The following is a 20,751-nucleotide window of genomic DNA, read 5'->3' as shown; positions in this document are numbered from 1 at the left end:
TCCGCAAGGGGATCGCGGCCTTTTCGCGTTCCGGGGGCTATTACGGGTCGCACCGCCGCCCGCGCCCCCCTATAATGGTCCCATGTCGCCCATTGCCCTGCTGCTGGTCTTCGCCGTCACCGTTGCCGCGATGGAGGGGTTCGCCTATGTCATGCACCGCTGGGTGATGCACGGCCCCGGCTGGTTTCTGCACGCCAGCCATCACCGGCCACGGACTGGCTGGTTCGAGGCGAACGATCTCTATTTCGTGATCTTCGCCATGCCCTCCATCCTGCTGCTGCTGGGCGGTGTGCAATGGGGCTGGGGCTGCTGGGCGACCGCCTGTGGCGCCGGGATCGCCGCCTATGGCGCCATCTATCTGGGCTTCCACGACGTCATCGTCCACCAGCGGGTCAGGCACCGCTATGTCGCGCGCTCGCGCTACATGAAGCGCATCGTCCAGGCCCATCGCCTCCATCATGCGGTGGAGACGAAGGAGGGCACGGTCAGCTTCGGCTTTCTGGTCGCGCCGCATCCGGCCGCGCTCAAGCGCGCGCTGGCGCGCCGCAACCGTACCGGGGTGCGCGCGCCCGCTATTTCGGCAGATCCAGCCCCGCGACATTGAACTGGAAGGCCGTGGTTTCGTCCTTCGGTCCGGTCGCCAGATCGACCTTCACCGCCTTGGACGCCGCGATCACCTCATAGGCTTTTTGCGACGGCGCGATCTCGATCCCGTCGTCGGTCGTCGTCAGCCGTCCTTTCCAGCGGTGCGTCTTGCCGTCGTCGCCGGTCGCGCTGACCGCGCAGTCGGACATATCGCAGCGGAAGGGCGCGCCGACCAGCTTCACGGTGACGATTTTCTCGCCATTGCTCATCGGCTGGACCAGCAGGACGGAGAAGGTGTCGGACGCCGTCATGGTCTGCACGGCGTTGGCGCTGCCGATATAGGCGAGCTTGGCCCTGGCGCCTTGCCCGCCCTCATATTTCCAGACCTGGCCGATCTCCTCGCGTTGGGTCGGTCCTTGGGTCTTATCGCCGGAGGAGCAGGCGGCCAACAGGCCTGTCGCGGCTAAAGCGATCGAGGCCGGGGCGATGATGTGACGCATATCTTGTCTCCTTGAAGGGAAACAACGCGCCGGCCTTGATCCAGGTTGCAGCGTCAGCCGCGGTAGCGGCCGGCCGTCTCGCGGATCAGGGCGATCATGTTGGGAATGCCCTGGGTCCGGTTGGAGCTGAGCTGGTTTTTCAGGTCGAAGGGCGCCAGCGCGCCCTCGATATCGGTTGCGCCGATATCGGCCGGCGCGCGGTCCTGCACCGTCAGCAGCACCAGCGCGATGATCCCCTTGGTGATGGCGGCATTGCTGTCCGCCAGGAAATGCAGCCGCCCATCCTCCAGCATGGTGGGATAGACCCACACCGCCGCCGAACAGCCGCGCACCAGGGTCGCGTCGGTCTTGAGCGCATCGGGCATCGCGTCCAGCTTGCGACCCAGGTCGATCAGCAGGCGATAGCGGTCGTCCGCGTCCAGAAATTCATATTCTTCCTGTAGGTCAGCGAGTAGCGGCATGTCGGTCATGCCGCTCATATAGGCGGATATGCGCGCTGCGAAAGCCCCAAGCTATCCCAGCATCCGCCGCAATATATCGTCCTTCAGCACGAAATGATGGCGCAGCGCCGCGCCGACATGCAACAGGATCAGCGCCGCCCAGAGCCAGGGCAGCAGCTCATGCGCCCCGCGCGACAGGCCGACGATCGCATCGCCCTTGGCCACGGCGAATTTCGGCACGTCGAACAGGAAGAACCAGTTCAGCGGACGCGGGACCGCCGAAGACATGATCCATCCCGACAGCGGCAGGATCAGCATCAGCGCATAGAAGGCGAAGTGCGTCAGATGCGCCGCGCCCTTTTCCCAGGCCGGCATGGCGGCGGGCAGGGGCGGCGCGCGATGGGTCAACCGCCAGATAATCCGCACCAGCGTCAGCGCCAGCACGGTCAGGCCGATCGACTTGTGCACCGGTATGACCGCCCAGTCCCTGGGCAGCGCATCATGGGTGAAACCGATGCACAAATTCGTCAGGATCAGGACGGCGATCGCCCAGTGCAGGGCGCGGGCGACACGGGTGTAACGGGCCATGGGCTCTCCTTTTCGGATGTCTTTCGCAAGGCCACGACCATCCTGCCCGACGGCCGCGGCTTGCCCATCAACGGATCGCCAGCGCCTGCGATCCATCAACCCTGACGATTGGCGACCAGATTATCCACCACCGACGGATCGGCCAGCGTGCTGGTGTCGCCCAGCGCCTGGGCCGACACCTCGCCCTCGGCGATCTTGCGCAGGATGCGGCGCATGATCTTGCCCGACCGGGTCTTGGGCAGGCCCGGCGCGAACTGGATGACGTCGGGCGTGGCGATCGGGCCGATCTCGGTCCGCACCCATTGCACCAGCGTCTTGCGCAGCGCGTCGTTCGCCTCCTCGCCGCTGTTCAGCGTCACATAGGCGTAGATGCCCTGGCCCTTGATGTCGTGGGGGAAGCCGACCACCGCCGCCTCGGCCACGCTTTCATGCAGCACCAGCGCGCTTTCGACCTCGGCCGTGCCCATGCGGTGGCCCGACACGTTGATGACGTCGTCGACCCGGCCGGTGATCCAGTAATAGCCGTCCGCGTCGCGCCGCGCCCCGTCGCCGGTCGTATATTTGCCGGGGAAGGTGGTGAAATAGGTCTGGAAGAAACGCTCATGGTCGCCCCAGACGGTCCGCATCTGCCCCGGCCAGCTCTGCGCGATGACCAGATTGCCCTCGGTCGCGCCCTCCAGAACATGGCCCTCGCCATCGACGATCTGTGGCACGACGCCGGGCATGGGGAAGGTGGCGGAACCCGGCTTCAGGTCGGTGGCGCCCGGTGTCGGCGCGATCATCGCCGCGCCCGTCTCGGTCTGCCACCAGGTGTCGATGATGGGGCAGCGGTCCTCGCCCACGACATGATGATACCAGCGCCACGCCTCGGGATTGATCGGTTCGCCCACCGTGCCCAGCAGGCGCAGCGACTTGCGGCTGGTGGAGCGCACGAAATCGTCGCCCTCCTTCATCAGCGCACGCAGCGCCGTGGGGGCGGTGAAGATGGTCTGCACCTGATGCCGGTCGACCACTTCCCAGATGCGGCTCGGCGTCGGATAGTTGGGGACGCCTTCATACATCAGCGTCGTCGCGCCATTGGCCAGCGGGCCATAGACGATATAGCTGTGCCCCGTGACCCAGCCGATGTCGGCCGCGCACCAGTAGATGTCGCCCGGCCGATAGTCGAAGCAGAGTTCATGCGTCAGGCTGGCCCAGAGCAGATAGCCGCCGGTCGTATGCAGCACGCCCTTGGGCTTGCCGGTGGAGCCGGAGGTGTAGAGGATGAACAGTGGGTCTTCGGCGTTCATCGGCTCGGGCGCGCAGTCGGCGGATACCTTCGCCGCTTCCTCATGCAGCCAGTGGTCGCGGCCGTCCTTCATCGTCACCGCGCCGCCGGTGGCCTTGACCACGATCACCTGCTTCACGCTCGTGCACTGCTGGAGCGCGGCGTCGACATTGGCCTTGAGCGGGACGCTCTTGCCCGCCCGGCGGCCTTCGTCGGCGGTGATGACCAGGGTCGAATCGCAATCCTGGATGCGCCCGGCCAGCGCGTCGGGCGAAAAGCCGCCGAACACGACGCTGTGGATCGCCCCGATCCGCGCGCAGGCGAGCAGGGCGAAGGCCGCTTGCGGGATCATCGGCAGGTAGATGGTGATGCGGTCGCCCTTCTTCGCGCCCGCCGCCTTCAGTACATTGGCGAGGCGGCACACCTCTTCATGCACCTGGGCATAGGTGTAGCGGCGCGGCTGCGCATCCGGCGAATCGGGTTCCCAGATGATCGCGGTCTGGTCGGCCCTTTCGGCCAGGTGCCGGTCGATGCAGTTGGCGCTGACGTTCAGCACCCCGTCGCTGAACCATTTCACCCCGAAATCGGCTTCGGCGAAGCTGCTTTCATTGGTCTTCGTGGGAAAATTCACCCAGTCCAGCCGCTGCGCCCGCTCCAGCCAATAGGCATGGGAATCCTCGATCGAGCGGGCATAATCAGCTTCCCGGCCGGCACGGTCCATCAGCGAGCCATTGGCCCAGCCGTCCGGCACCGGGAAGAAATCGTCAGACATCAGGCATCCTTTCCGTAGCGAAACTGTTGGTGCAGCCTCTTCCCTTTCAACTTAGCGCGATCGGGCGCGAGGTCCATGCCGTTTGACGTCCTTCTTTTGAAGAATATCGCCGAAGCCGGTGTGTCTCATTTCCGCAATTTGCCGCTTTCCCCTTTGCCTGGTCGCGCCTAACAGGAATCCTCTATGTGGCTTCTTTATCAATTCCCGCTTTGTCCCTTTTCCCGCAAGGTCCGGCTTCTCCTGGGCGAAAAGGGGATCGGCTATGATCTGGTGCGCGAATCCCCCTGGACGATGCGCGACGAGTTTCTCGACCTCAATCCGGCCGGCACGACGCCGGTGATGGTCGATCAGGAACGCGGCATCACCCTGATCGACAGCCAGGCGATGTGCGAATATTTCGAGGAGACGGTGGAGAAATTCCCGCTCATCTCCGGCACGGCGGCGGGCCGGGCGGAGGTGCGGCGCCTGACCGCCTTCTTCGACCAGAATTTCTACGGCGATGTCGTCGGCCCCCTGCTGCACGAGCGGATGAAGAAGCGGCTGGTCGAGCGTGCCTCGCCCGACGCGCGCGTCCTGCGTGAGGCGATGAAGCGCGCCAACGTCCATATGGACTATATGGATTATCTGCTTGACCATCGCAGCTGGATGGCGGGCGCGACGCTCAGCCTGGCCGATATCGCGGCGGCGGCGCATCTGTCGGTGGCGGACTATCTGGGCGGCATCGACTGGGCCGGGCATGAGCCGGTGCGGCGCTGGTATGCCGGCTTCAAGTCGCGCCCGTCCTTCCGGCCCCTGCTGTCGGAACGGATGGAGGTCATCACGCCTCCGCCTCATTATGAAAAGCCCGATTTCTAAGGCGAACCCGTCTCGCTTGCAGGAGGGGTTCTATGCCGCCCTTCAATCCGTCTCCGCCGCCAGATAGACCCGGTTGCGGCCATGCTCCTTGGCCAGATAGAGCGCGCGGTCGGCGGCTTTGAGCGCGGCGCGCGGATCGTCATAGGCCAGCACATTGGCGACGCCGGCGGAAAAGCTCACCCGCTCCATCCGTTCGCCATTGGTGCGGTTGACCAGGGTCCGGTTGGCTAGGTCCTCGCGCACGCCGTCCACCGCTTCGCATGTCTCGGCCGCCGTCTTGCCGCGGAACAGCATCACGAACTCCTCGCCGCCATGGCGGGCGACATGGCAATGGTCGTCCGATATCTTGGCCAGCAGCCCGGCGACGAACTTCAGCACCCGGTCGCCGGTATCATGGCCGTGGGTGTCATTGATGCGCTTGAAATGGTCGATGTCGCAGAAGGCGACCGACAGCGCTTCCTGCTGTTCCTGCGCCAGCGCCAGTTCGTCGCGCAGCACGCCCTCGAAGGCGCGGCGGTTGGGCAGGCCTGTCAGATGGTCGTGCTCGGCCGCGCGGCGCGCGCTTTCCAGGCTCGATTTCAGCGCCTGGGTCTGCTTCTGATTCTCGCGCAGTTGGCTTTCCACCTGCCGCGTCTTTTCCACCATCGACCGGGTCAGGCCGACCAGACGGGACAAAATGGATTCGCTGTCGCCCCCGGCGGCCAGATCCTTCGCCTGCTCTTGCAGCGCGGCGCCATAATCCTTGGCGGAATTGCGCGATTCATGCATCAGGCCGGTGAACTGGTCCAGATTTTCCTCGACCTTGTCGAGCATTGAGGAGAGCGATTCAGGCGTGATCTCGTCGGTGCGCTGCTCGGCGGCGATCGATTCGATCCAGCTGTTGGTGATCGTGCCGCGCTCCATCATCACCGCGCGGATCGCCTTTTCCACGCCGATATTGGCGCCGGTCAGATAGTCGAGCGCCACGCTGAAGTTGATCGGCGTCAGGTCCAGATCATGGGCGAAGAGGAAATCGCCGATATCGGCATAGAGCTGGCGGCGGCGGTTGACCTCGCGATTGGCGGCGCCGCCGCTGCGCGGGCGCTGCTCCGTCCCTGGCTCGTCTTCCTCGTCGCCCTTGCCCGAAAAACCCCTGGCCCAGCGTGCCAGACGGTCGGTCAGTCCGTGTTGCGAACTTGCGGATGAAGACATTGCCCCGGTCATGTCCGCTATAACGACGGCAGCGAAACAAGGTTAAGGCCGCGCCTGTAAAGAATCGCGAGCGCCCCGCCGTTCATATGTCGGCCGCCACCAGCCAGTCGCGGAAGATGCGCACCGCCCGCGTCTGAAGCGCGCGCGGGCGGCAGACGAAGAAATAGCGATAGGGGCTGTCGACGTGGATCGGGAACAGCCGCACCAGACGCGGGTCGTTGGCCTGTTCGAAATGGCTGGCGTGCATCACCGCCACGCCCAGCCCCTGCGCCGCCGCCTCCAGCATCAACTGGCCCGAATCATAATTGTCGATGGCGAGCGGCTGGAGGTCCGGCAGGCCCGCGGCCTCCTTCCACGCATCGAAGGACAGGGCCATGTCGCGGTGGAGCAGAATGGTATGCTGTGTCAGTTCCTCGGGCGCGTTGAGCGCGTGCGGTCCCTCCAGCAACTGGCGCCGGCCGATCAGATAGACTTCCTCATGGTCCAGCTCATGCGCATAGAGCGTCGAATCGATGTCCTTGGCCATCAGCACGATCGCCGCGTCCAGCCCTTCGCCCAGGCGCGCCACCGCATAGGGCGTCGTTTCGATATCGATATGGAGTTGCGGATGCTGTTGCCGCAGCTGGCCCAGATGCGGAAAGAGGCGCTGGGTTGCGAACAGCGGCATGACCGCCAGCCGCAGCCGCAGCTGGTTGCCGCCGCTCTGAATATTCTCCAGCGCCTGGCTCAGAGAATCGAGGGCCGGGGCGATGTCGTCGAGCAGCCGCTGGCCGTCGGCGTTGATCTCCAACGCCTGATGCTTGCGGTCGAACAGGGGCCGGCCGATGAAGCGTTCCAGCGCCTGAACGCGGCGGCTGAGCGCCGGAGTCGAAAGCGCGAGTTCTTCCGCGGCGGCCTTGACCGAGCCAAGGCGGGCAACCTGAACAAAGGCCTCCAGGGCCGTTAGGGGCGGCAATCTGCGCATAATATGTCAAAAATCCGAAGCCGATCCGCTGCGCCGCGTCAATTCTATTTATCGAACGGTGTGCGTTCCGGTTCCAAGCATCCTGAGCGTAATGAGCAGGAAAAAGCCGGAATTGGCAAGATGCAATTTTTGCAACGCGCCGAATCATTTCGCACTTGCAAAAAATTGCGCCGCAGCGCACATAGAAGGGGCCTTTCAGGCATCCTCTCCTAAAAACTTTCGGGCTGGCCTTCGGGCCGGCCCTTTTTTTGTCCCGGCCGATCGTTGCCGCGGGGTCTTTCCGTCGGCGGCTGCGTTCCCTATCTCGTTACGGAGTGATAAAGACGGGGACATCTCGTGACCGATCAGGAAAAGACAGGACGCAGGATACAGGTCGCCAACGCGCGGCCCGAGGATGCAGGGCGCGGTCTTGCGCGATTACCGCTGGCGGTGATGGCCGAACTGCACCTCAGCGAGGGCGATGTGGTCGAGATTGTGGGCAAGCGGCCCACCCCCGCGCGGGTGGTGCGCCCCTATAAGGAAGATGAGGGGCTGGATGTGCTGCGCCTAGACGGTTTGCAGCGCGCCAATGCCGGCGTGGGGTCCGGCGATTTCGTCCAGATCGCCAGGGTAGAGACACGCGCGGCCCAGCGCGTCGTGTTCGCACCTGCACAAAACAACCTGCGGCTTCAGGGCAATCCCGATGCGTTGAAGCGCGTTTTCTTCCAGCGGCCGCTTACGTCGGGCGATGTTGTGGCCACCGCAGGGCAGCAACAGGTGCCGCCCGGCGACATGCCGCCCCAATTGCGCCAGATGCTCGCCGCGCCCGCCTATGCGCTTCAGGAAATCCGCCTCATCGTCGTGTCGACCACGCCCAAGGGCATCGTCCATATCGATGCCGAGACCGAGGTGGAGCTGCGCGCCGAATATGAGGAACCGCGCGAGGCGCGCCGCGCCGACGTCACCTATGACGATGTCGGCGGCATGGCCGACACGATCGACCAGCTGCGCGAGATGGTGGAACTGCCGCTGCGCTATCCCGAACTGTTCGAGCGGCTGGGCGTCGATCCGCCCAAGGGCGTGCTGCTCCATGGCCCGCCGGGCACCGGCAAGACCCGCCTTGCCCGCGCCGTCGCCAATGAATCAGAGGCTGAATTCTTTCTGATCAACGGCCCCGAAATCATGGGATCGGCCTATGGCGAGTCGGAAAAGAAGCTGCGCGAGATTTTCGAGGAAGCCGCCAAGGCCGCGCCGTCGATCCTCTTCATCGACGAGATCGACTCGATCGCGCCCAAGCGCGGCAATGTGACCGGCGAGACGGAAAAGCGCCTCGTCGCGCAGTTGCTGACCTTGATGGACGGGCTGGAGCCGCGCACCAACCTGGTCGTCATCGCCGCGACCAACCGACCCGAGGCCCTCGACGAGGCGCTGCGCCGGCCCGGCCGCTTCGACCGCGAGATCGTCGTCGGCGTCCCCGACGAGCGCGGCCGGCGCGAGATACTGGGCATCCACACCCGCGGTATGCCGCTGGGCGACCGGGTCGACCTTAGCGAACTGGCGCGCATGACCTATGGTTTCGTCGGCGCGGACCTGGCGGCGCTCACCCGTGAGGCGGCGATCGAGTCGGTCCGCCGCTTCATGCCGCGCCTCAACCTGGAGGAAGGAACGATCCCGCCCGACGTGCTGGAGGAACTCTCCGTCACGCGCGAGGATTTCATGGCCGCGATCAAGCGCGTCCAGCCTTCGGCCATGCGTGAGGTGATGGTGCAGGCGCCCAATATCGGCTGGTCCGATATCGGCGGCCTGGACGATGCGCAGATGCGTCTCAAGGAAGGGGTGGAACTGCCGCTCAAGGACCCCGACGCCTTCCGCCGCATCGGCATCCGCCCGGCCAAGGGCTTTCTGCTCTATGGCCCGCCGGGCACCGGCAAGACCTTGCTGGCCAAGGCGGTCGCGCGCGAGGCGCAGGCCAATTTCATCGCCACCAAGTCGAGCGACCTCCTGTCCAAATGGTATGGCGAGAGCGAGCAGCAGATCGCCCGCCTCTTCGCCCGCGCACGGCAGGTGGCGCCGACCGTCATCTTCATCGACGAACTGGACAGCCTGGTTCCCGCGCGCGGCGGGGGTCTGGGCGAGCCGGCGGTGACGGAGCGGGTGGTGAACACCATCCTCGCCGAGATGGACGGGCTGGAGGAACTGCAATCGGTGGTCGTGATCGGCGCGACCAACCGGCCGACGCTGGTCGATCCGGCGCTGCTGCGTCCGGGCCGCTTCGACGAGCTGATCTATGTCCCCGTTCCCGACCAGGGCGGACGCAGGCGCATCCTTGCGATCCATACGAAGAAGATGCCGCTCGCCGACGATGTCGACCTGGATGCGCTGGCGGAACGGACCGAGCGTTTCACCGGCGCCGATCTGGAGGACCTGTCGCGTCGCGCCGGTCTGCTCGCGCTGCGCCAGTCGCTCAATGTCGAGGCCGTCACCATGGCGCATTTCGACGCGGCGCTGGAGGAAACCCGCGCCTCCGTCACGCCGGAGATGGAGCGCGAATATGAGCAGATCCAGGCGACGCTGAAGCAGAGTGCGTTGCAGGTCGATCCGATCGGCTTCGTGTCGCCCGGCATGTTGCGCAAGCGCGACTGATCGGGACGCGCGGGCGGCGGATTGAACCCATCCGCCGTCCGCGCGTTCCTGTCCTATGGCGCGCAAAGCCGCTTGCCAGCAGGCGCCAATTTTGCGACGCCGAAACGGACAGTCACACAGGCGGAAATTGATGGCCTCTACTCCATTCAAAAATAAGAAGAAAATACTTCCGACGCACGCCACGGGCGCTTCCTTCCTCAGCCAGTGGAATATGTTCTTCCGCCAGTTCGTGAAGCATCCGGGGATGATCGGCTCGATCATCCCCTCGTCGCAGGCGCTGGTGGATGCGATGCTGGAACAGGTCGATTGGAACCGCACCCGCCTGTTCGTCGAATATGGGCCGGGCGTCGGCACCTTCACCCGCCCGATCCTGGAACGGCTGCGTCCCGACGCCACGCTGCTCGCGATCGACCTCAATCTCGACTTCGTCGCCTGGCTGGAAGCGCAGATCGACGATCCGCGGCTGCGCGTGGTCCATGGCTCGGCCGTGGACGTGCGCCGCTTCGTGCGGGAAGCGGGCCATCGTCAGGCCGACTATGTCCTTTCGGGCATTCCCTTCTCGACCCTGCCCGATGGCGTGGGAACCGCGATCTGCGCCGAAACCCGTGCGGCGCTGCGGCCGGGCGGCGAGTTTCTGATCTACCAATATTCGCGCTATGTCCGCCGTCTGCTCGATCCGGTCTTCGGCGATGTCAGCGACCGACTCGAATGGCGCAACATCCCGCCCTGCCGCATGGTGCGCGCCGTGAAGGAGGAAATTCTGGCCCAGGCGGCCTGATTTCTGATTCAGATTAACCTTTCGGTTGAATTAACCTTCTGAAACCTCTCTTCATTTGACTCCTTCCCCCAGTTGCGCGACCCATGGGTCGGGGATTGGGGGGATCGGCGATGGCATCATCAGCCATGAAAAATGACGCATGGGCGGACCTGTTCCTGTCCGCTGCGCTGGAACCGCATCTATGGGGCGATGCGATCCAGGCGATGGCCCGGGCCACCGGCTCGCGTCACGGCCAGTTGATCGGATTCGGGCCGGGCGCGGCCGCGTTCAACTGGATCAGCGACATAGATGAGAGCGTCATCGCGCGCTCGGCGGCCATCGACCAGCACACGCCGGACCTCAATTTCCGCATCGCCGCCGACCTTGTCCCCGGAAGGCCCGACATCGTCCATGAAGCCCATTATGACATTGCCCGGAAAAACCTGCGCGCGGACGACTATCTGGACCTCTGCTCGGACTTAGACATTTTCGACGGCTGCCATACCCGTCTGGTGGCCGATCGCGCGTCGATGATCGGTCTCGCCCTGCTGCGCGACAGCAAGGATGGCCGGACCGGCGAAGAGGAGCGCGCCGTCTTCGCCGCCATCGCCGGCCATGCCCGCACGGCGGTGCGGTTGCAGAAGGCGATCGAGGAACAGGGTTTCGCCCTGCTGGCTGGCACTTTCGAGGCGATGGACCGGGCCTGCTGGCTGCTCGACGCCACCGGTCGGGTCGGCGGCATGACCCCGCGCGCCGACGCCCTGCTGACCTCCAGCCGGATCCGCATCGTCGATGGCTGGCTGGCCAGCGACCGGCCGAACGAAAGCCGCGCCATCCTCCGTTCGGTGCGCAGCGTCATCGAACGGCCCGGCCAGCCCGCCGATCCTGTCGCGCTGGCCGATGAAGGCGGCGGCGTCGCCATCATGCTGGAATTCCATCCCTTGCCCGCGCGGCCCTGGTCGCTGCCCTTCGCCCCCCGCGCGATCGCCATCGCGCGGGTCGGCGCGCCGACCGACCGGCATGTGCAACTGCTGATGCGCAGCTTCCGCCTGACCCCGGCGGAGGCGGACATCGCCATCCGGCTGGCGATGGGCCAGACCCGGCCGGAAATCGCGGCGGCGCGCGGCGTGTCCGTCGGAACGCTCAAGGTGCAGCTGCGCAGCGTCTATGAAAAAACCGGCTGCAATCGGGAATCGCAACTGGTCCGGCTGGTCGGCCTGCTCAGTCATTGACCCTGTCCCTTGGAACAGGGGCGACATCGACGCGAAAACGCCACGCGAATCAGGGATTTCCGGCCGGAATTTTTTTCACCTTACCTCGATTGGGGTATGCGCGCCGCGCGCCGTTCGATTAGCGGTGAGCGAGGCGGCATCGGCCGCTTGCCGGCGGCCGGATCATATGCGACCCGTGGTTCGGCCGCTGGCACAAACCGGCGCTGGGCGCTTCCGGTCGCACCCCTTTGGCTTCCCCCGCTTTCATGCTAAGCCGCCGCCCGATTGGATGGCGAGACCCTTGATGAACGACCTGACCCAGACCCCCGAAATGCTGATCGCGGCGCTGGGCGCGCGCGCGCGCCGCGCCGCCGCCCTGATCGCGCGGGCGAGCGACGCGCAGAAGGCCGACGCCCTGCGCCGCGCCGCGCAGGCGCTGCGGGATCAGGCGCCGGCGATCATCGCCGCCAATGCCCGCGATATGGACAATGCCGCCGCCAATGGCCTGTCGCCCGCCATGCTCGACCGGCTGAAGCTGGACGAGGGCCGGATCGCCGCCGCCGCCGCGGGCGCGGAGCAGGTCGCCAGCCTCGACAATCCGCTGGGCAGCGTGATCGATCGGCAAGTCCGCCCCAACGGGATGGAACTCTCGCGCGTGCGCGTGCCGCTGGGGGTGATCGGCATCATCTATGAAAGCCGCCCCAATGTGACGGCCGACGCCGCCGCCCTCTGCCTGCGCGCGGGCAATGCCGTGATCCTGCGCGGCGGCAGCGAGGCGAAGGAAAGCAACCGCGCCATCCACGCCGCCATGGTCGAGGGGATCGTCGCCGCCGGCCTGCCCGCCGAGGTGGTGCAACTGGTCCCCACCACCGATCGCGCGGCGGTCGGCGCGCTGCTCAGGGCGGCCGAGTTTGTCGACCTGATCGTGCCGCGCGGCGGCAAGAGCCTGGTTGCGCGCGTGCAGGAAGAGGCGCGCGTGCCCGTGCTCGCCCATCTCGACGGCATCAACCACAGCTATGTCGATGGCGCGGCCGACCCCGCCATGGCGCAGACGCTGGTGGTCAACGCCAAGATGCGCCGGACCGGCATTTGCGGCGCGACCGAAACCGTGCTGATCGACCGCGCTTTTCCCGACGCGCCCGCGCTGGTGCAGGCGCTGCTCGACGCGCAGTGCGAAGTGCGCGGCGACGCGGCGGTGCAGGCGATGGACGCGCGCGTGACTGCCGCATCGGACGAGGATTGGGACACCGAATATCTCGACGCCATCGTGTCGATCCGGCTGGTCGACGGCATGGAGGACGCGATCGCCCATATCGCCGCCCATGCCAGCCATCATACCGACGCGATCATCACCCAGGACGTGGACAGGGCCGAGCATTTTCTCAATGCCGTCGACAGCGCGATCGTGATGTGGAACGCCTCCACCCAGTTCGCCGATGGCGGCGAATTCGGGCTAGGCGCGGAAATCGGCATCTCCACCGGCCGCCTCCACGCCCGCGGCCCGGTCGCGCTCGAAGGGCTGACGACCTACAAGTGGATCGTGCGCGGCACCGGCCAGACGCGGCCCTGATTTACAACCTCCGTTCGCTTCGAGCGCAGTCGAGAAGCCCTGGAGTATGATGACTTCACATTGATCCAGCCGTCATTGCGAGCGAAGCGAAGCAATCCATTGGCGCTCCCATGGATTGCTTCGCTTCGCTCGCAATGACGATTCAAACAAATGTCATCCGACTATAGCGCGATACCTGCGTGTCTCGACTGCGCTCGAAACGAACGGAAGCAGTTACCCTTTCACCACACCGTCGATCGCCACCAGCTTTTCCAGCATCGGCCCGACCCATTCCAGCGGCAGCATCACCGGCCCGTCCGACGGCGCATTGTCGGGATCGTCATGCGCCTCGGCGAAGATCGCGGCGACGCCCGCCGCCACGGCGCTGCGCGCCAGCAGCGGCGCATATTCGCGCTGCCCGCCCGAAGCGGACCCCAGCCCGCCGGGCTGCTGCACCGAATGGGTGGCGTCGAACACCACTGGATAGCCGGTCTGCGCCATGGTCGGCAGCGCGCGCATGTCGCTGACCAGCGTGTTATAGCCGAAGCTCGCCCCGCGCTCGGTCAGCAATATGCGTTCATTGCCGGTGGAGGCGACCTTCTGCGCCACTGCCGCCATGTCCCAGGGCGCGAGAAACTGGCCCTTCTTGACGTTGATCACCGCGCCGGTCTTTCCCGCCGCCAGCAGCAGGTCGGTCTGGCGGCACAGAAAAGCCGGGATCTGGAGGATGTCCACCGCCTGCGCCGCCGCCTCCACCTGTTCCGGCCCATGGATGTCGGTCAGCACCGGGCAGCCCAGCGTCGCCTTCACCTCCGCCAGGATCGCCAGCCCGGCATCGATGCCGACGCCGCGCTTGCCCGACACCGATGTCCGGTTCGCCTTGTCGAAACTGCTCTTGAAGATGAAGGGCACACCCGCTTTGCCCGCCGCCCTGGCCAGCGCCTCGGCCATGAACAGCGCATGGTCGCGGCTTTCGATCTGGCAGGGGCCGGAAATCAGGACGAAGGGCAGGTCGTTGCCGATCGTCACCGGACCGACCTTTACATGTTTGGACTCAGTCATGCCGCTCACTTGGGCGCTTTGGCGAAACGGCGCAACAATTGTCCGCGCCACAGCCCCTTGCCGGGGTGGTAGTTCCAGCAGAACCAGCCGAACGCCAGGCAGGCGAGCAGGGACGGCAGCGCCATCGGATCGCCATTGGCCTTCATGTGGCGGTAGAAGATCATGTCCGCGCGCCAGCGGTCGCGCTCGCTGCCGCCGCCATTGATGCCGTACATATTGTCATGTTTGCGGCAACCGACATTGCGGTTGTATTTGCGGTGGTCGATGAAATAGCAGTAATCGCGTTCGGGCGTGCTCATGCGCGTGATTAGGGCGATGCTATTGGAAAAGTTCAAGCGTAAAGTCTTTTATCTCGGCGGTTTCGACCCACGCGGCGTTCGTTTCTACCACCAGCTCTATCGCGAGCAGGCGGCGCGCCATGCCGCGTTGACGGGGGAGCCGCTGTCCGTGGGCGGTCGGCAGGCGGGGCCGGACGGCGCGGCCGTGTCCGCGCTCTGGACGGTCGAGAACCCCGAAGGCGGGGTCGCGACCGCCTATGAATATCTTCGCTGGGAGGATCTGGTCGGCAAGGTCTGGATTCGCAATCCGCTCAGCCTCGCCCTGCGCGCGGCCCGCGCCTATGCCGGCCATGCCCGGCACATGGACTTCCTGCGGATGCGCCGTCTGCGCAAGGGGCCGGTCATCACCATCCTCTATCCGCCGATATTGGCGGTGCTGATCCCGCTGCTGCTGGCGCTGGCGCCCGCGCTGCTGCTGTCGCTGCTGCTGCCCTTCTGGGCCGCAGCGCTCGCCGGCATCGCGGTCAGCGCCTTCTTTTCGGGCCGCCTCCTCGCCAAGCTGGTCGTGCCCTGGCTGCTGCGCTTCATGACCTATCATGGCGCGCTGGCGGCGGAGGGGCCGGGGGAGGCGCTGGACGATCGGCTCGACCGCTTCGCCGCCCGCATCGCGCAGGAACTGGACGGCGACTGGGACGAGGTGCAGTTCGTCACCCACAGCGCGGGCACGATCCTCGGTATGCGCCTGATGCGCCGCCTCCTCGTCCTGCGCGGCGGCAGCCTGCCCGATCATTTCGTGATGCTGGGCCTGGGGCAGGTGGTGCCGGTCATCGGCCTGCGTCGCGACGCCGCCTGGTATCATGACGATCTGCGCGCGCTCGCCGACAAGCGCTTCCGCTATGTCGACATCAGCTCCCCACCCGACGGCGCGGCCTATTATAACGTCAATCCGTTCCGGCTCGTCGCGGATCATCATGCCGCCCGCGTCGACATGCTCTCGCCGCGCTTCCACCTCTTCTACGCACCGGAAAATTATCATGGCGGCTGGTCGAATAAATATGAGGCGCATTTCGATTATCTGCGCGTGGGCGACCGCCTCTCCCCGCTCGACTTTATCAGCCTGACCGCAGGCCGCCGCATCGTGGACGACGCCGTCGCCGCCTTCAGGACGATCCCGTGACCGACCGCTTCACTCCGCCCTATCCGCAGCCGCCCAAGACGAAGCGCGGCCTCCTCAAGCGCTTCCTGCGCGGCTGGCATAGCTGGATTCATGTGCTCTTCGACAAGAGCTACACGATGAAGATGGGTGAGATTCGCCTGCCCGGCCGCACCATGTATATCGCCAACGAACTCTCGCTGGTCGATCAGATATTGCGCGGCGGCACCGCCTATCCCAAGCATAGCGAACTGGTCCGCAACCTCGATCCGCTGATCGGCAATTCGGTCTTCTCCGCCAATGGCGCGGACTGGGAAAGCCAGCGCGCCATGGTGAACCCCGCCTTCGCCCATACTGCGCTCGGCCGGTCGATGCCGTTGATGGTGGCGGCCGCCGATGACCTGCTCGCCCGGCTCGACGCGGCGGACCGCGGCAAGCCCGTCGACATCGACCCGATGATGACCCATGTCGCGGCCGACATCATCTTCCGCACCCTGTTCAGCCAGACGCTGGACGAGCAGCGCTCCAACATCATCCACACCGCCTTCGGCCAGTTTCAGCGGCTCGCCCACAGCGCCTCCATGCTGCGCCTCTACGGCCTGCCCGCAGGCTGGTTCGAAAAACGGTCGCACAAACCCGCCCGCGCCATCCACGACGTCTTTCGCCCCATCGTCGAGGCCCGCTACGAAGCCTATCACGCACGTGGCGAGACGCAGCAGCGCGACATCCTCCAGTCGCTGATCGAGGCGAAGCATCCCGACACGGCCACGCATTTCACTTGCGAACAGGTGATGGAGCAGGTGTCGACCATCTTCCTCGCCGGTCATGAGACATCGGCCAGCACCATGACCTGGGCGCTCTACATGCTCGCCGAATGCGCCCATATTCAGGACCGGGTCCGCGCCGAAGTGGCGGACGTGGCGGGCGACGCCGCGCTGACCGCCGCAATGCTCAAGGATATGGGGCAGGTCCGCAACATCTTTAAGGAAACGCTGCGCCTCTATCCGCCCGTCTCCTTCCTGCCGCGCGAAGTCACCTGCCCGATGCCGATGCGCGACAAGCAGCTGGAGGCCGGCGCGATGCTGGTCGTCGCCCCCTGGCTGACCCAGCGCAACAAGGATAATTGGGCCTGCCCGCATAGCTTCGATCCCGACCGGTTTGACGATCCGGCCAATGCCGACATGGCGAAACAGGCCTGGTTCCCCTTCGGCCGCGGTCCGCGCGTCTGCGTCGGCGCGGGTTTCGCCCAGCAGGAAGTGATGACGGTGATCGCCTCGGTCGTCCGCCGCTATCGTCTGACGGTGCCGACAGGGTTCAAGCCCGAACCTATCAGCCGCCTCACCATCCGCCCGAGGACGGGTATGCCGTTGATGTTCAAGCGGGTGAATTGACACCAACCACCGTTCGTTTCGAGCGAAGTCGAGAAACGAGGCAGGGATTGCTCTATCCGTTTCTCGACTACGCTCGAAACGAACGGAAGTAGTTATAAATCAAAGATAAGCTACTCCCTTATCGCACTGCCCCCGCCGGCACATCCACACGCACCTGCGTCGGGATCGGCGCGGCCATGATCGCGATCCCCGCCGCGATGCCCATCGCGCCCCAGACCCAGCGCTTCGCCCGCAAGTCCATGACGCCGCGCGCCAAACAGTAAAGGCCCGCCAGGACCAGAATCACGGCGGCGATCATGCGACTTCTTCCTCTTCTTCCGGCGCGACATCGACCATCGCCGACAGGCTCTGGCCCGCGCCGCCGACGAACAGCCCGTCCATCGGCGCGACGTCGGCATAGTCGCGCCCCATCGCCACGAACAGATGCCCGTCGCCGGTGATGCAACCATTGGTGGGGTCAAAGCCGATCCATCCCCGCGTCGGCCCGCACCACAGCATCACCCAGGCGTGCATCGCGTCCGCCCCCACCAGCCGCGGCATCCCCGGCGGCGGCAATGTGCGCAGATAGCCGCTGACATAGGCGGCGGGCAGCCCCGCCAGCCGTAACGCCACCACCATCACATGGGCGAAATCCTGACACACGCCATGCCGCGCGGCGAAGGCGTCGGCCACCGGCGTCCCCGCATCGGTGACGCCCGACTGATAGGCGAACTCCGCCTGTATCCGCAGCGCCAGCGCCAGCGCGGCAGCGACGATCGGCCGGTCGGGGGCCAGCCCCGCGCCGACCCACTCCCCGATCGCCGCCAGCATCGGCGTGCGCGCCGAGGCGTAGAGATAATGGGCGGGCGCGGCCGGTCCCATGTCCCGGTCGACCAGCGCCGCCTGCGCCACCGCCTCGATCGTCGGATCGTCATCTTGCGGCGCGATCACGCCGCCCTGCACGCCCATGCGAAAGCGGCTTTCGATCGTCAGTTGCCGGATCGGGCTTTCGATCACTAGCCGCGCGACATGGACCGGCCAGCCGCCGGGCCGCGATTCGACGATGGTGGGTACGGGATCGACCTTCAGCACATAGTCGGACGTCCATTGCCCCGGCCATGGCGCGGGTTTCAGCCGCAGGTTGAAGCGCGCCAGCCGCACCGGCGCGGCATAATGGAGCAGGGTGCGATGCCGGACATGGTAGATCATGCGAGAATATCCGCATCCTGCGTCTTGCGGACCTGAAGGAAGTAGCGCTGGCCGATCGCGTCGGACAAGGCGAGCAGCCGGCTTTCGGCATCGGCCATATCCGCCATGGTCAGCATATCCCCGGTCAGCGGCGCCAGCCGCGCCGCCAGCGCATCGGCCAGTCGCCTCGGCTCCTCCGGCATCCCGTCGGCGCGCAGGGTCGGCAGCGCGGCGACATGCTCGGCCATGCGCAACGCCTGCCAGGCGACGGCGCGCGGGTTGATCGGCTCCAGCGCCAGCAGGTCGCGTACCGGGGCCAGCGCCGGCCCGGCCAGATAGCGGGTGCGATAGCTGATCTGGCTGTCCATCAGGTCGAGCAGCACGGTCAGATCGTCGTCCGACGCCTGATCCCCGCCGAACAGGCCGATCAGGCGGCAACCATTGATCGCCCGCTCCATCCGCCGTCCCATGTCGTGGAAGCGCCAGCCGTCGCTCCGCCCCATATTTTCCGCCGCCAGCCCCGCCAGCGCCGAAATCCGCTCGATCATCCGCGAAGAGGCGTCGAGCAACGTCTCTGTCACCGCTCCGTCGAAGGGGGGCAAAGGCAGGCGCACCAGCCGCCAGAAATCGCTCGCCAGCCGGTCGCGCAGCCCCTCGCCGATATTGGCGACCACGCCCATCAGCGCGCGCACGCTGCCCGGCTGGCGCGCGTCACCCAGCGCCGTCGCGCAGAGCGGCCCGACCGCCGCGCCATTACTGGGCACCGCGCCCCAGGCGGCAAGTTGCCCGACCAGCCGCGCCATGGTCGGGCTGGCGAGCGAGGGGCCAAGGTCGGCCTCGATCGATCCGCCGGCAATGGCGCGGATCAGGCGCAGGGTCATTTCCGCCCGCTCGATATAGCGGCCCAGCCAGAAGAGATTGTCCGCCGCCTTGGCCGGCAGCATCCCGCCGATCCGGCGGATGGCGGGCGCACCGCCGCCTAAAAGGCTGTCGGGCGGCACCGGCCTGCTGTCGATCACGCACATGTCGGCCGACATGTCGCCCCGGCCCATCAGCGCCGCGCGAATATCGCCATGCCCCGCCAGCCGCGCGAAGGCGCCCGGCATCACCCGCCACTGGCCCGCGCCGTCGCGCGCGACGAAGATGCGCAGGGTGAAGGGCAGGGGGGTGAGCCGTCCGTCGATCACCGCCGGGGTGGTGGACAATTTCACCAGCTCCTGCCCCACATAGTCCATCGGCCGCCGCGCGATCGCGGCCTTGAGCGCCGCGCGCTGCGCCGCATCCAGCGATGCGCCGGGCGTGAAATGCGTGTCCGACAGGCCCGCCACATCCTGGTCGAAGGCGGACCCGACGACGAGATTGTCCATCCGCGCCTCGACATGCGCGCGCTCGCGCGGCTGGCCGCACCACCAGGTCGCGATATTGGGCAGGATCAGCTCCGTCCCCAGCACCGCCTTGGCCAGTTGCGGCAGGAAGGCGGCGAAGGCGCGCGATTCGATCACCCCCGCGCCCGGCCAGTTGCTGACCATCAGCCCGCCGCGCGCGCAGGCGTCATACAGGTCGGGCACGCCGATCCGCGACTTGCCGTCGAACGCCAGCGGATCGAGGAAGCGGCTGTCCATCCAGCGCCAGAGGCCATCGACCCGCTTCAGTCCCTGAATCGTCCGCACGAACAGCCGCCCGTCCGACACGATCAGGTCGTCGCCCTCGACCAGCATCAGGCCCAGATAGCGGGCGAGATGCGCCTGTTCGGCATAGCTCTGGTTGAAGCGGCCCGGCGTCAGCAGCCCGATGCGCGGGTCCGACCGGGCGCAATCGGCCGCCAGCCCCCGGCGCAGGTCGGCGAAGAAGGGCGCGAGCCGCCGCGTATTCATCGCGCCCAGCAGGTCGCCGGTCGCGCGCGACAGCGCCAGCCGGTTTTCCAGCGCATAGCCGACGCCCACCGGCGTCCGCACCCGGTCCGCCAGCACCCGCCACTCGCCACCCGGACCGCGCCCGATATCGGCGGCATAGAAATGCAGGAAATGGCCATGGGGAGGCGGCGTGCCGGTCACGACCCGCCAATAATGGGGGCTGCCGGTCACGATGCTGGCGGGCAGCTTGCCCTCGCGCACCAGCGACTGGGTGGAATAAATGTCGGCGATCACCCGTTCCAGCAGCTGCGCGCGCTGGGTCAGGCCGCTTTCGATATGGCTCCATTCCTTGGCCCCGATCAGCAGCGGCACCGGGCCGAGCGGCCAGGCGCGCTCCTCCTCGTCGCCGGTCAGGCGGAAGGCCAGGCCCAGATCCGCCGCCTGCCGCCCGACATGATCGGCCAGGGTCGCCGGATCGCCCTTCGCCTGAGAGGACAGCCGCTCCAGCATCGCCCGCCAGCGCGCCGCCATCTCGGGCGAGGCGCC

The 20,751-nt window shown here is 66.3% G+C and carries 19 protein-coding genes; 8 read left to right on the top strand and 11 right to left on the bottom strand.

Features of this window, described 5'->3' with window-relative positions; genetic code table 11:
- The first annotated feature begins 82 nt into the window (after positions 1–82).
- A complete protein-coding gene (locus AC58EF_RS14460) occupies positions 83–604 on the top strand; it encodes a sterol desaturase family protein (RefSeq protein WP_497277031.1) in 522 nt (173 codons plus the stop codon).
- Here AC58EF_RS14460 and AC58EF_RS14455 read toward each other — a convergent pair.
- The 4 genes from AC58EF_RS14455 to acs all read right to left on the bottom strand — a co-directional run bounded on the left by AC58EF_RS14455 (position 573) and on the right by acs (position 4,152).
- Positions 573–1,085 carry a hypothetical protein gene (locus AC58EF_RS14455; protein WP_497277029.1) on the bottom strand — a complete coding sequence of 171 codons (513 nt, stop codon included), beginning with the start codon at positions 1,083–1,085 and terminating at the stop codon, positions 573–575. The two genes, AC58EF_RS14460 and AC58EF_RS14455, sit on opposite strands and share 32 nt — an antisense overlap.
- 53 nt (positions 1,086–1,138) lie before the next feature.
- Positions 1,139–1,564 (bottom strand): SufE family protein, encoded by a 426-nt coding sequence (locus AC58EF_RS14450; protein WP_497277028.1) that lies wholly within the window; start codon positions 1,562–1,564, stop codon positions 1,139–1,141.
- A 33-nt stretch (positions 1,565–1,597) separates the two neighbouring features.
- Positions 1,598–2,113, bottom strand: a complete 516-nt coding sequence (locus tag AC58EF_RS14445) for a cytochrome b (RefSeq protein WP_497277026.1) — start codon at positions 2,111–2,113, stop codon at positions 1,598–1,600.
- Between the two features lie 95 nt (positions 2,114–2,208).
- The gene (gene acs / locus AC58EF_RS14440) at positions 2,209–4,152 is read right to left on the bottom strand and encodes an acetate--CoA ligase (RefSeq protein ID WP_497277025.1); all 1,944 of its coding nucleotides are present in this window, start codon (positions 4,150–4,152) and stop codon (positions 2,209–2,211) included.
- Positions 4,153–4,335: 183 nt separating this feature from the next.
- Between acs and AC58EF_RS14435 the strand changes: the two genes are divergently transcribed.
- On the top strand, positions 4,336–5,007 hold the full coding sequence (locus AC58EF_RS14435) for a glutathione S-transferase family protein (protein WP_497277024.1): 672 nt from the start codon (positions 4,336–4,338) through the stop codon (positions 5,005–5,007).
- Positions 5,008–5,049: 42 nt separating this feature from the next.
- On the opposite strand, the gene AC58EF_RS14430 is transcribed toward AC58EF_RS14435, so the two are convergent.
- Both AC58EF_RS14430 and AC58EF_RS14425 read right to left on the bottom strand, forming a co-directional pair.
- A complete protein-coding gene (locus tag AC58EF_RS14430; protein ID WP_497277023.1) occupies positions 5,050–6,210 on the bottom strand; it encodes a GGDEF domain-containing protein in 1,161 nt (386 codons plus the stop codon).
- A 70-nt stretch (positions 6,211–6,280) separates the two neighbouring features.
- Positions 6,281–7,162 (bottom strand): LysR substrate-binding domain-containing protein, encoded by an 882-nt coding sequence (locus AC58EF_RS14425; protein WP_497277022.1) that lies wholly within the window; start codon positions 7,160–7,162, stop codon positions 6,281–6,283.
- 336 nt (positions 7,163–7,498) lie between these two features.
- On the opposite strand from AC58EF_RS14425, the gene AC58EF_RS14420 reads away from it, so the two are divergent.
- The 4 genes from AC58EF_RS14420 to AC58EF_RS14405 all read left to right on the top strand — a co-directional run bounded on the left by AC58EF_RS14420 (position 7,499) and on the right by AC58EF_RS14405 (position 13,322).
- The gene (locus AC58EF_RS14420) at positions 7,499–9,784 is read left to right on the top strand and encodes a CDC48 family AAA ATPase (protein WP_497277021.1); all 2,286 of its coding nucleotides are present in this window, start codon (positions 7,499–7,501) and stop codon (positions 9,782–9,784) included.
- 130 nt (positions 9,785–9,914) lie between these two features.
- The gene (locus tag AC58EF_RS14415; RefSeq protein ID WP_497277020.1) at positions 9,915–10,562 is read left to right on the top strand and encodes a class I SAM-dependent methyltransferase; all 648 of its coding nucleotides are present in this window, start codon (positions 9,915–9,917) and stop codon (positions 10,560–10,562) included.
- A gap of 110 nt (positions 10,563–10,672) precedes the next feature.
- Positions 10,673–11,773 (top strand): helix-turn-helix transcriptional regulator, encoded by a 1,101-nt coding sequence (locus tag AC58EF_RS14410; protein ID WP_497277019.1) that lies wholly within the window; start codon positions 10,673–10,675, stop codon positions 11,771–11,773.
- Between the two features lie 283 nt (positions 11,774–12,056).
- A complete protein-coding gene (locus tag AC58EF_RS14405; protein ID WP_497277018.1) occupies positions 12,057–13,322 on the top strand; it encodes a glutamate-5-semialdehyde dehydrogenase in 1,266 nt (421 codons plus the stop codon).
- A gap of 213 nt (positions 13,323–13,535) precedes the next feature.
- Here the strand turns inward: AC58EF_RS14405 and kdsA are convergent, their stop codons facing one another.
- Both kdsA and AC58EF_RS14395 read right to left on the bottom strand, forming a co-directional pair.
- Positions 13,536–14,363, bottom strand: a complete 828-nt coding sequence (gene kdsA, locus AC58EF_RS14400; RefSeq protein ID WP_497277017.1) for a 3-deoxy-8-phosphooctulonate synthase — start codon at positions 14,361–14,363, stop codon at positions 13,536–13,538.
- Between the two features lie 5 nt (positions 14,364–14,368).
- A complete protein-coding gene (locus tag AC58EF_RS14395) occupies positions 14,369–14,662 on the bottom strand; it encodes a hypothetical protein (RefSeq protein ID WP_497277016.1) in 294 nt (97 codons plus the stop codon).
- 22 nt (positions 14,663–14,684) lie between these two features.
- Between AC58EF_RS14395 and AC58EF_RS14390 the strand changes: the two genes are divergently transcribed.
- The gene (locus AC58EF_RS14390; RefSeq protein ID WP_497277108.1) at positions 14,685–15,818 is read left to right on the top strand and encodes a hypothetical protein; all 1,134 of its coding nucleotides are present in this window, start codon (positions 14,685–14,687) and stop codon (positions 15,816–15,818) included.
- Positions 15,815–17,185 (top strand): cytochrome P450, encoded by a 1,371-nt coding sequence (locus AC58EF_RS14385; RefSeq protein WP_497277015.1) that lies wholly within the window; start codon positions 15,815–15,817, stop codon positions 17,183–17,185. Before AC58EF_RS14390 ends, AC58EF_RS14385 begins: the two co-directional genes overlap by 4 nt.
- Before the next feature lie 118 nt (positions 17,186–17,303).
- Here the strand turns inward: AC58EF_RS14385 and AC58EF_RS14380 are convergent, their stop codons facing one another.
- From AC58EF_RS14380 to AC58EF_RS14370, 3 genes are read right to left on the bottom strand one after another with little or no spacing between them, the layout of a single operon-like run.
- Positions 17,304–17,483: a hypothetical protein gene (locus tag AC58EF_RS14380; RefSeq protein ID WP_497277014.1), complete on the bottom strand. Its 180-nt coding sequence runs from the start codon at positions 17,481–17,483 to the stop codon at positions 17,304–17,306.
- Entirely contained in the window at positions 17,480–18,373 is an 894-nt protein-coding gene (locus AC58EF_RS14375) for a transglutaminase family protein (RefSeq protein WP_497277013.1), read from the bottom strand. The genes AC58EF_RS14380 and AC58EF_RS14375 overlap by 4 nt, the downstream gene beginning before the upstream one ends.
- Positions 18,370–20,736: a circularly permuted type 2 ATP-grasp protein gene (locus AC58EF_RS14370; RefSeq protein WP_497277107.1), complete on the bottom strand. Its 2,367-nt coding sequence runs from the start codon at positions 20,734–20,736 to the stop codon at positions 18,370–18,372. Before AC58EF_RS14370 ends, AC58EF_RS14375 begins: the two co-directional genes overlap by 4 nt.
- Positions 20,737–20,751 lie beyond the last annotated feature (15 nt).

This window comes from Sphingobium sp. WR1 (assembly GCF_059693745.1).
The sequence above is the reverse complement of the archived record's forward strand: the minus strand, read 5'-3'. Positions and strand labels throughout refer to the sequence as shown.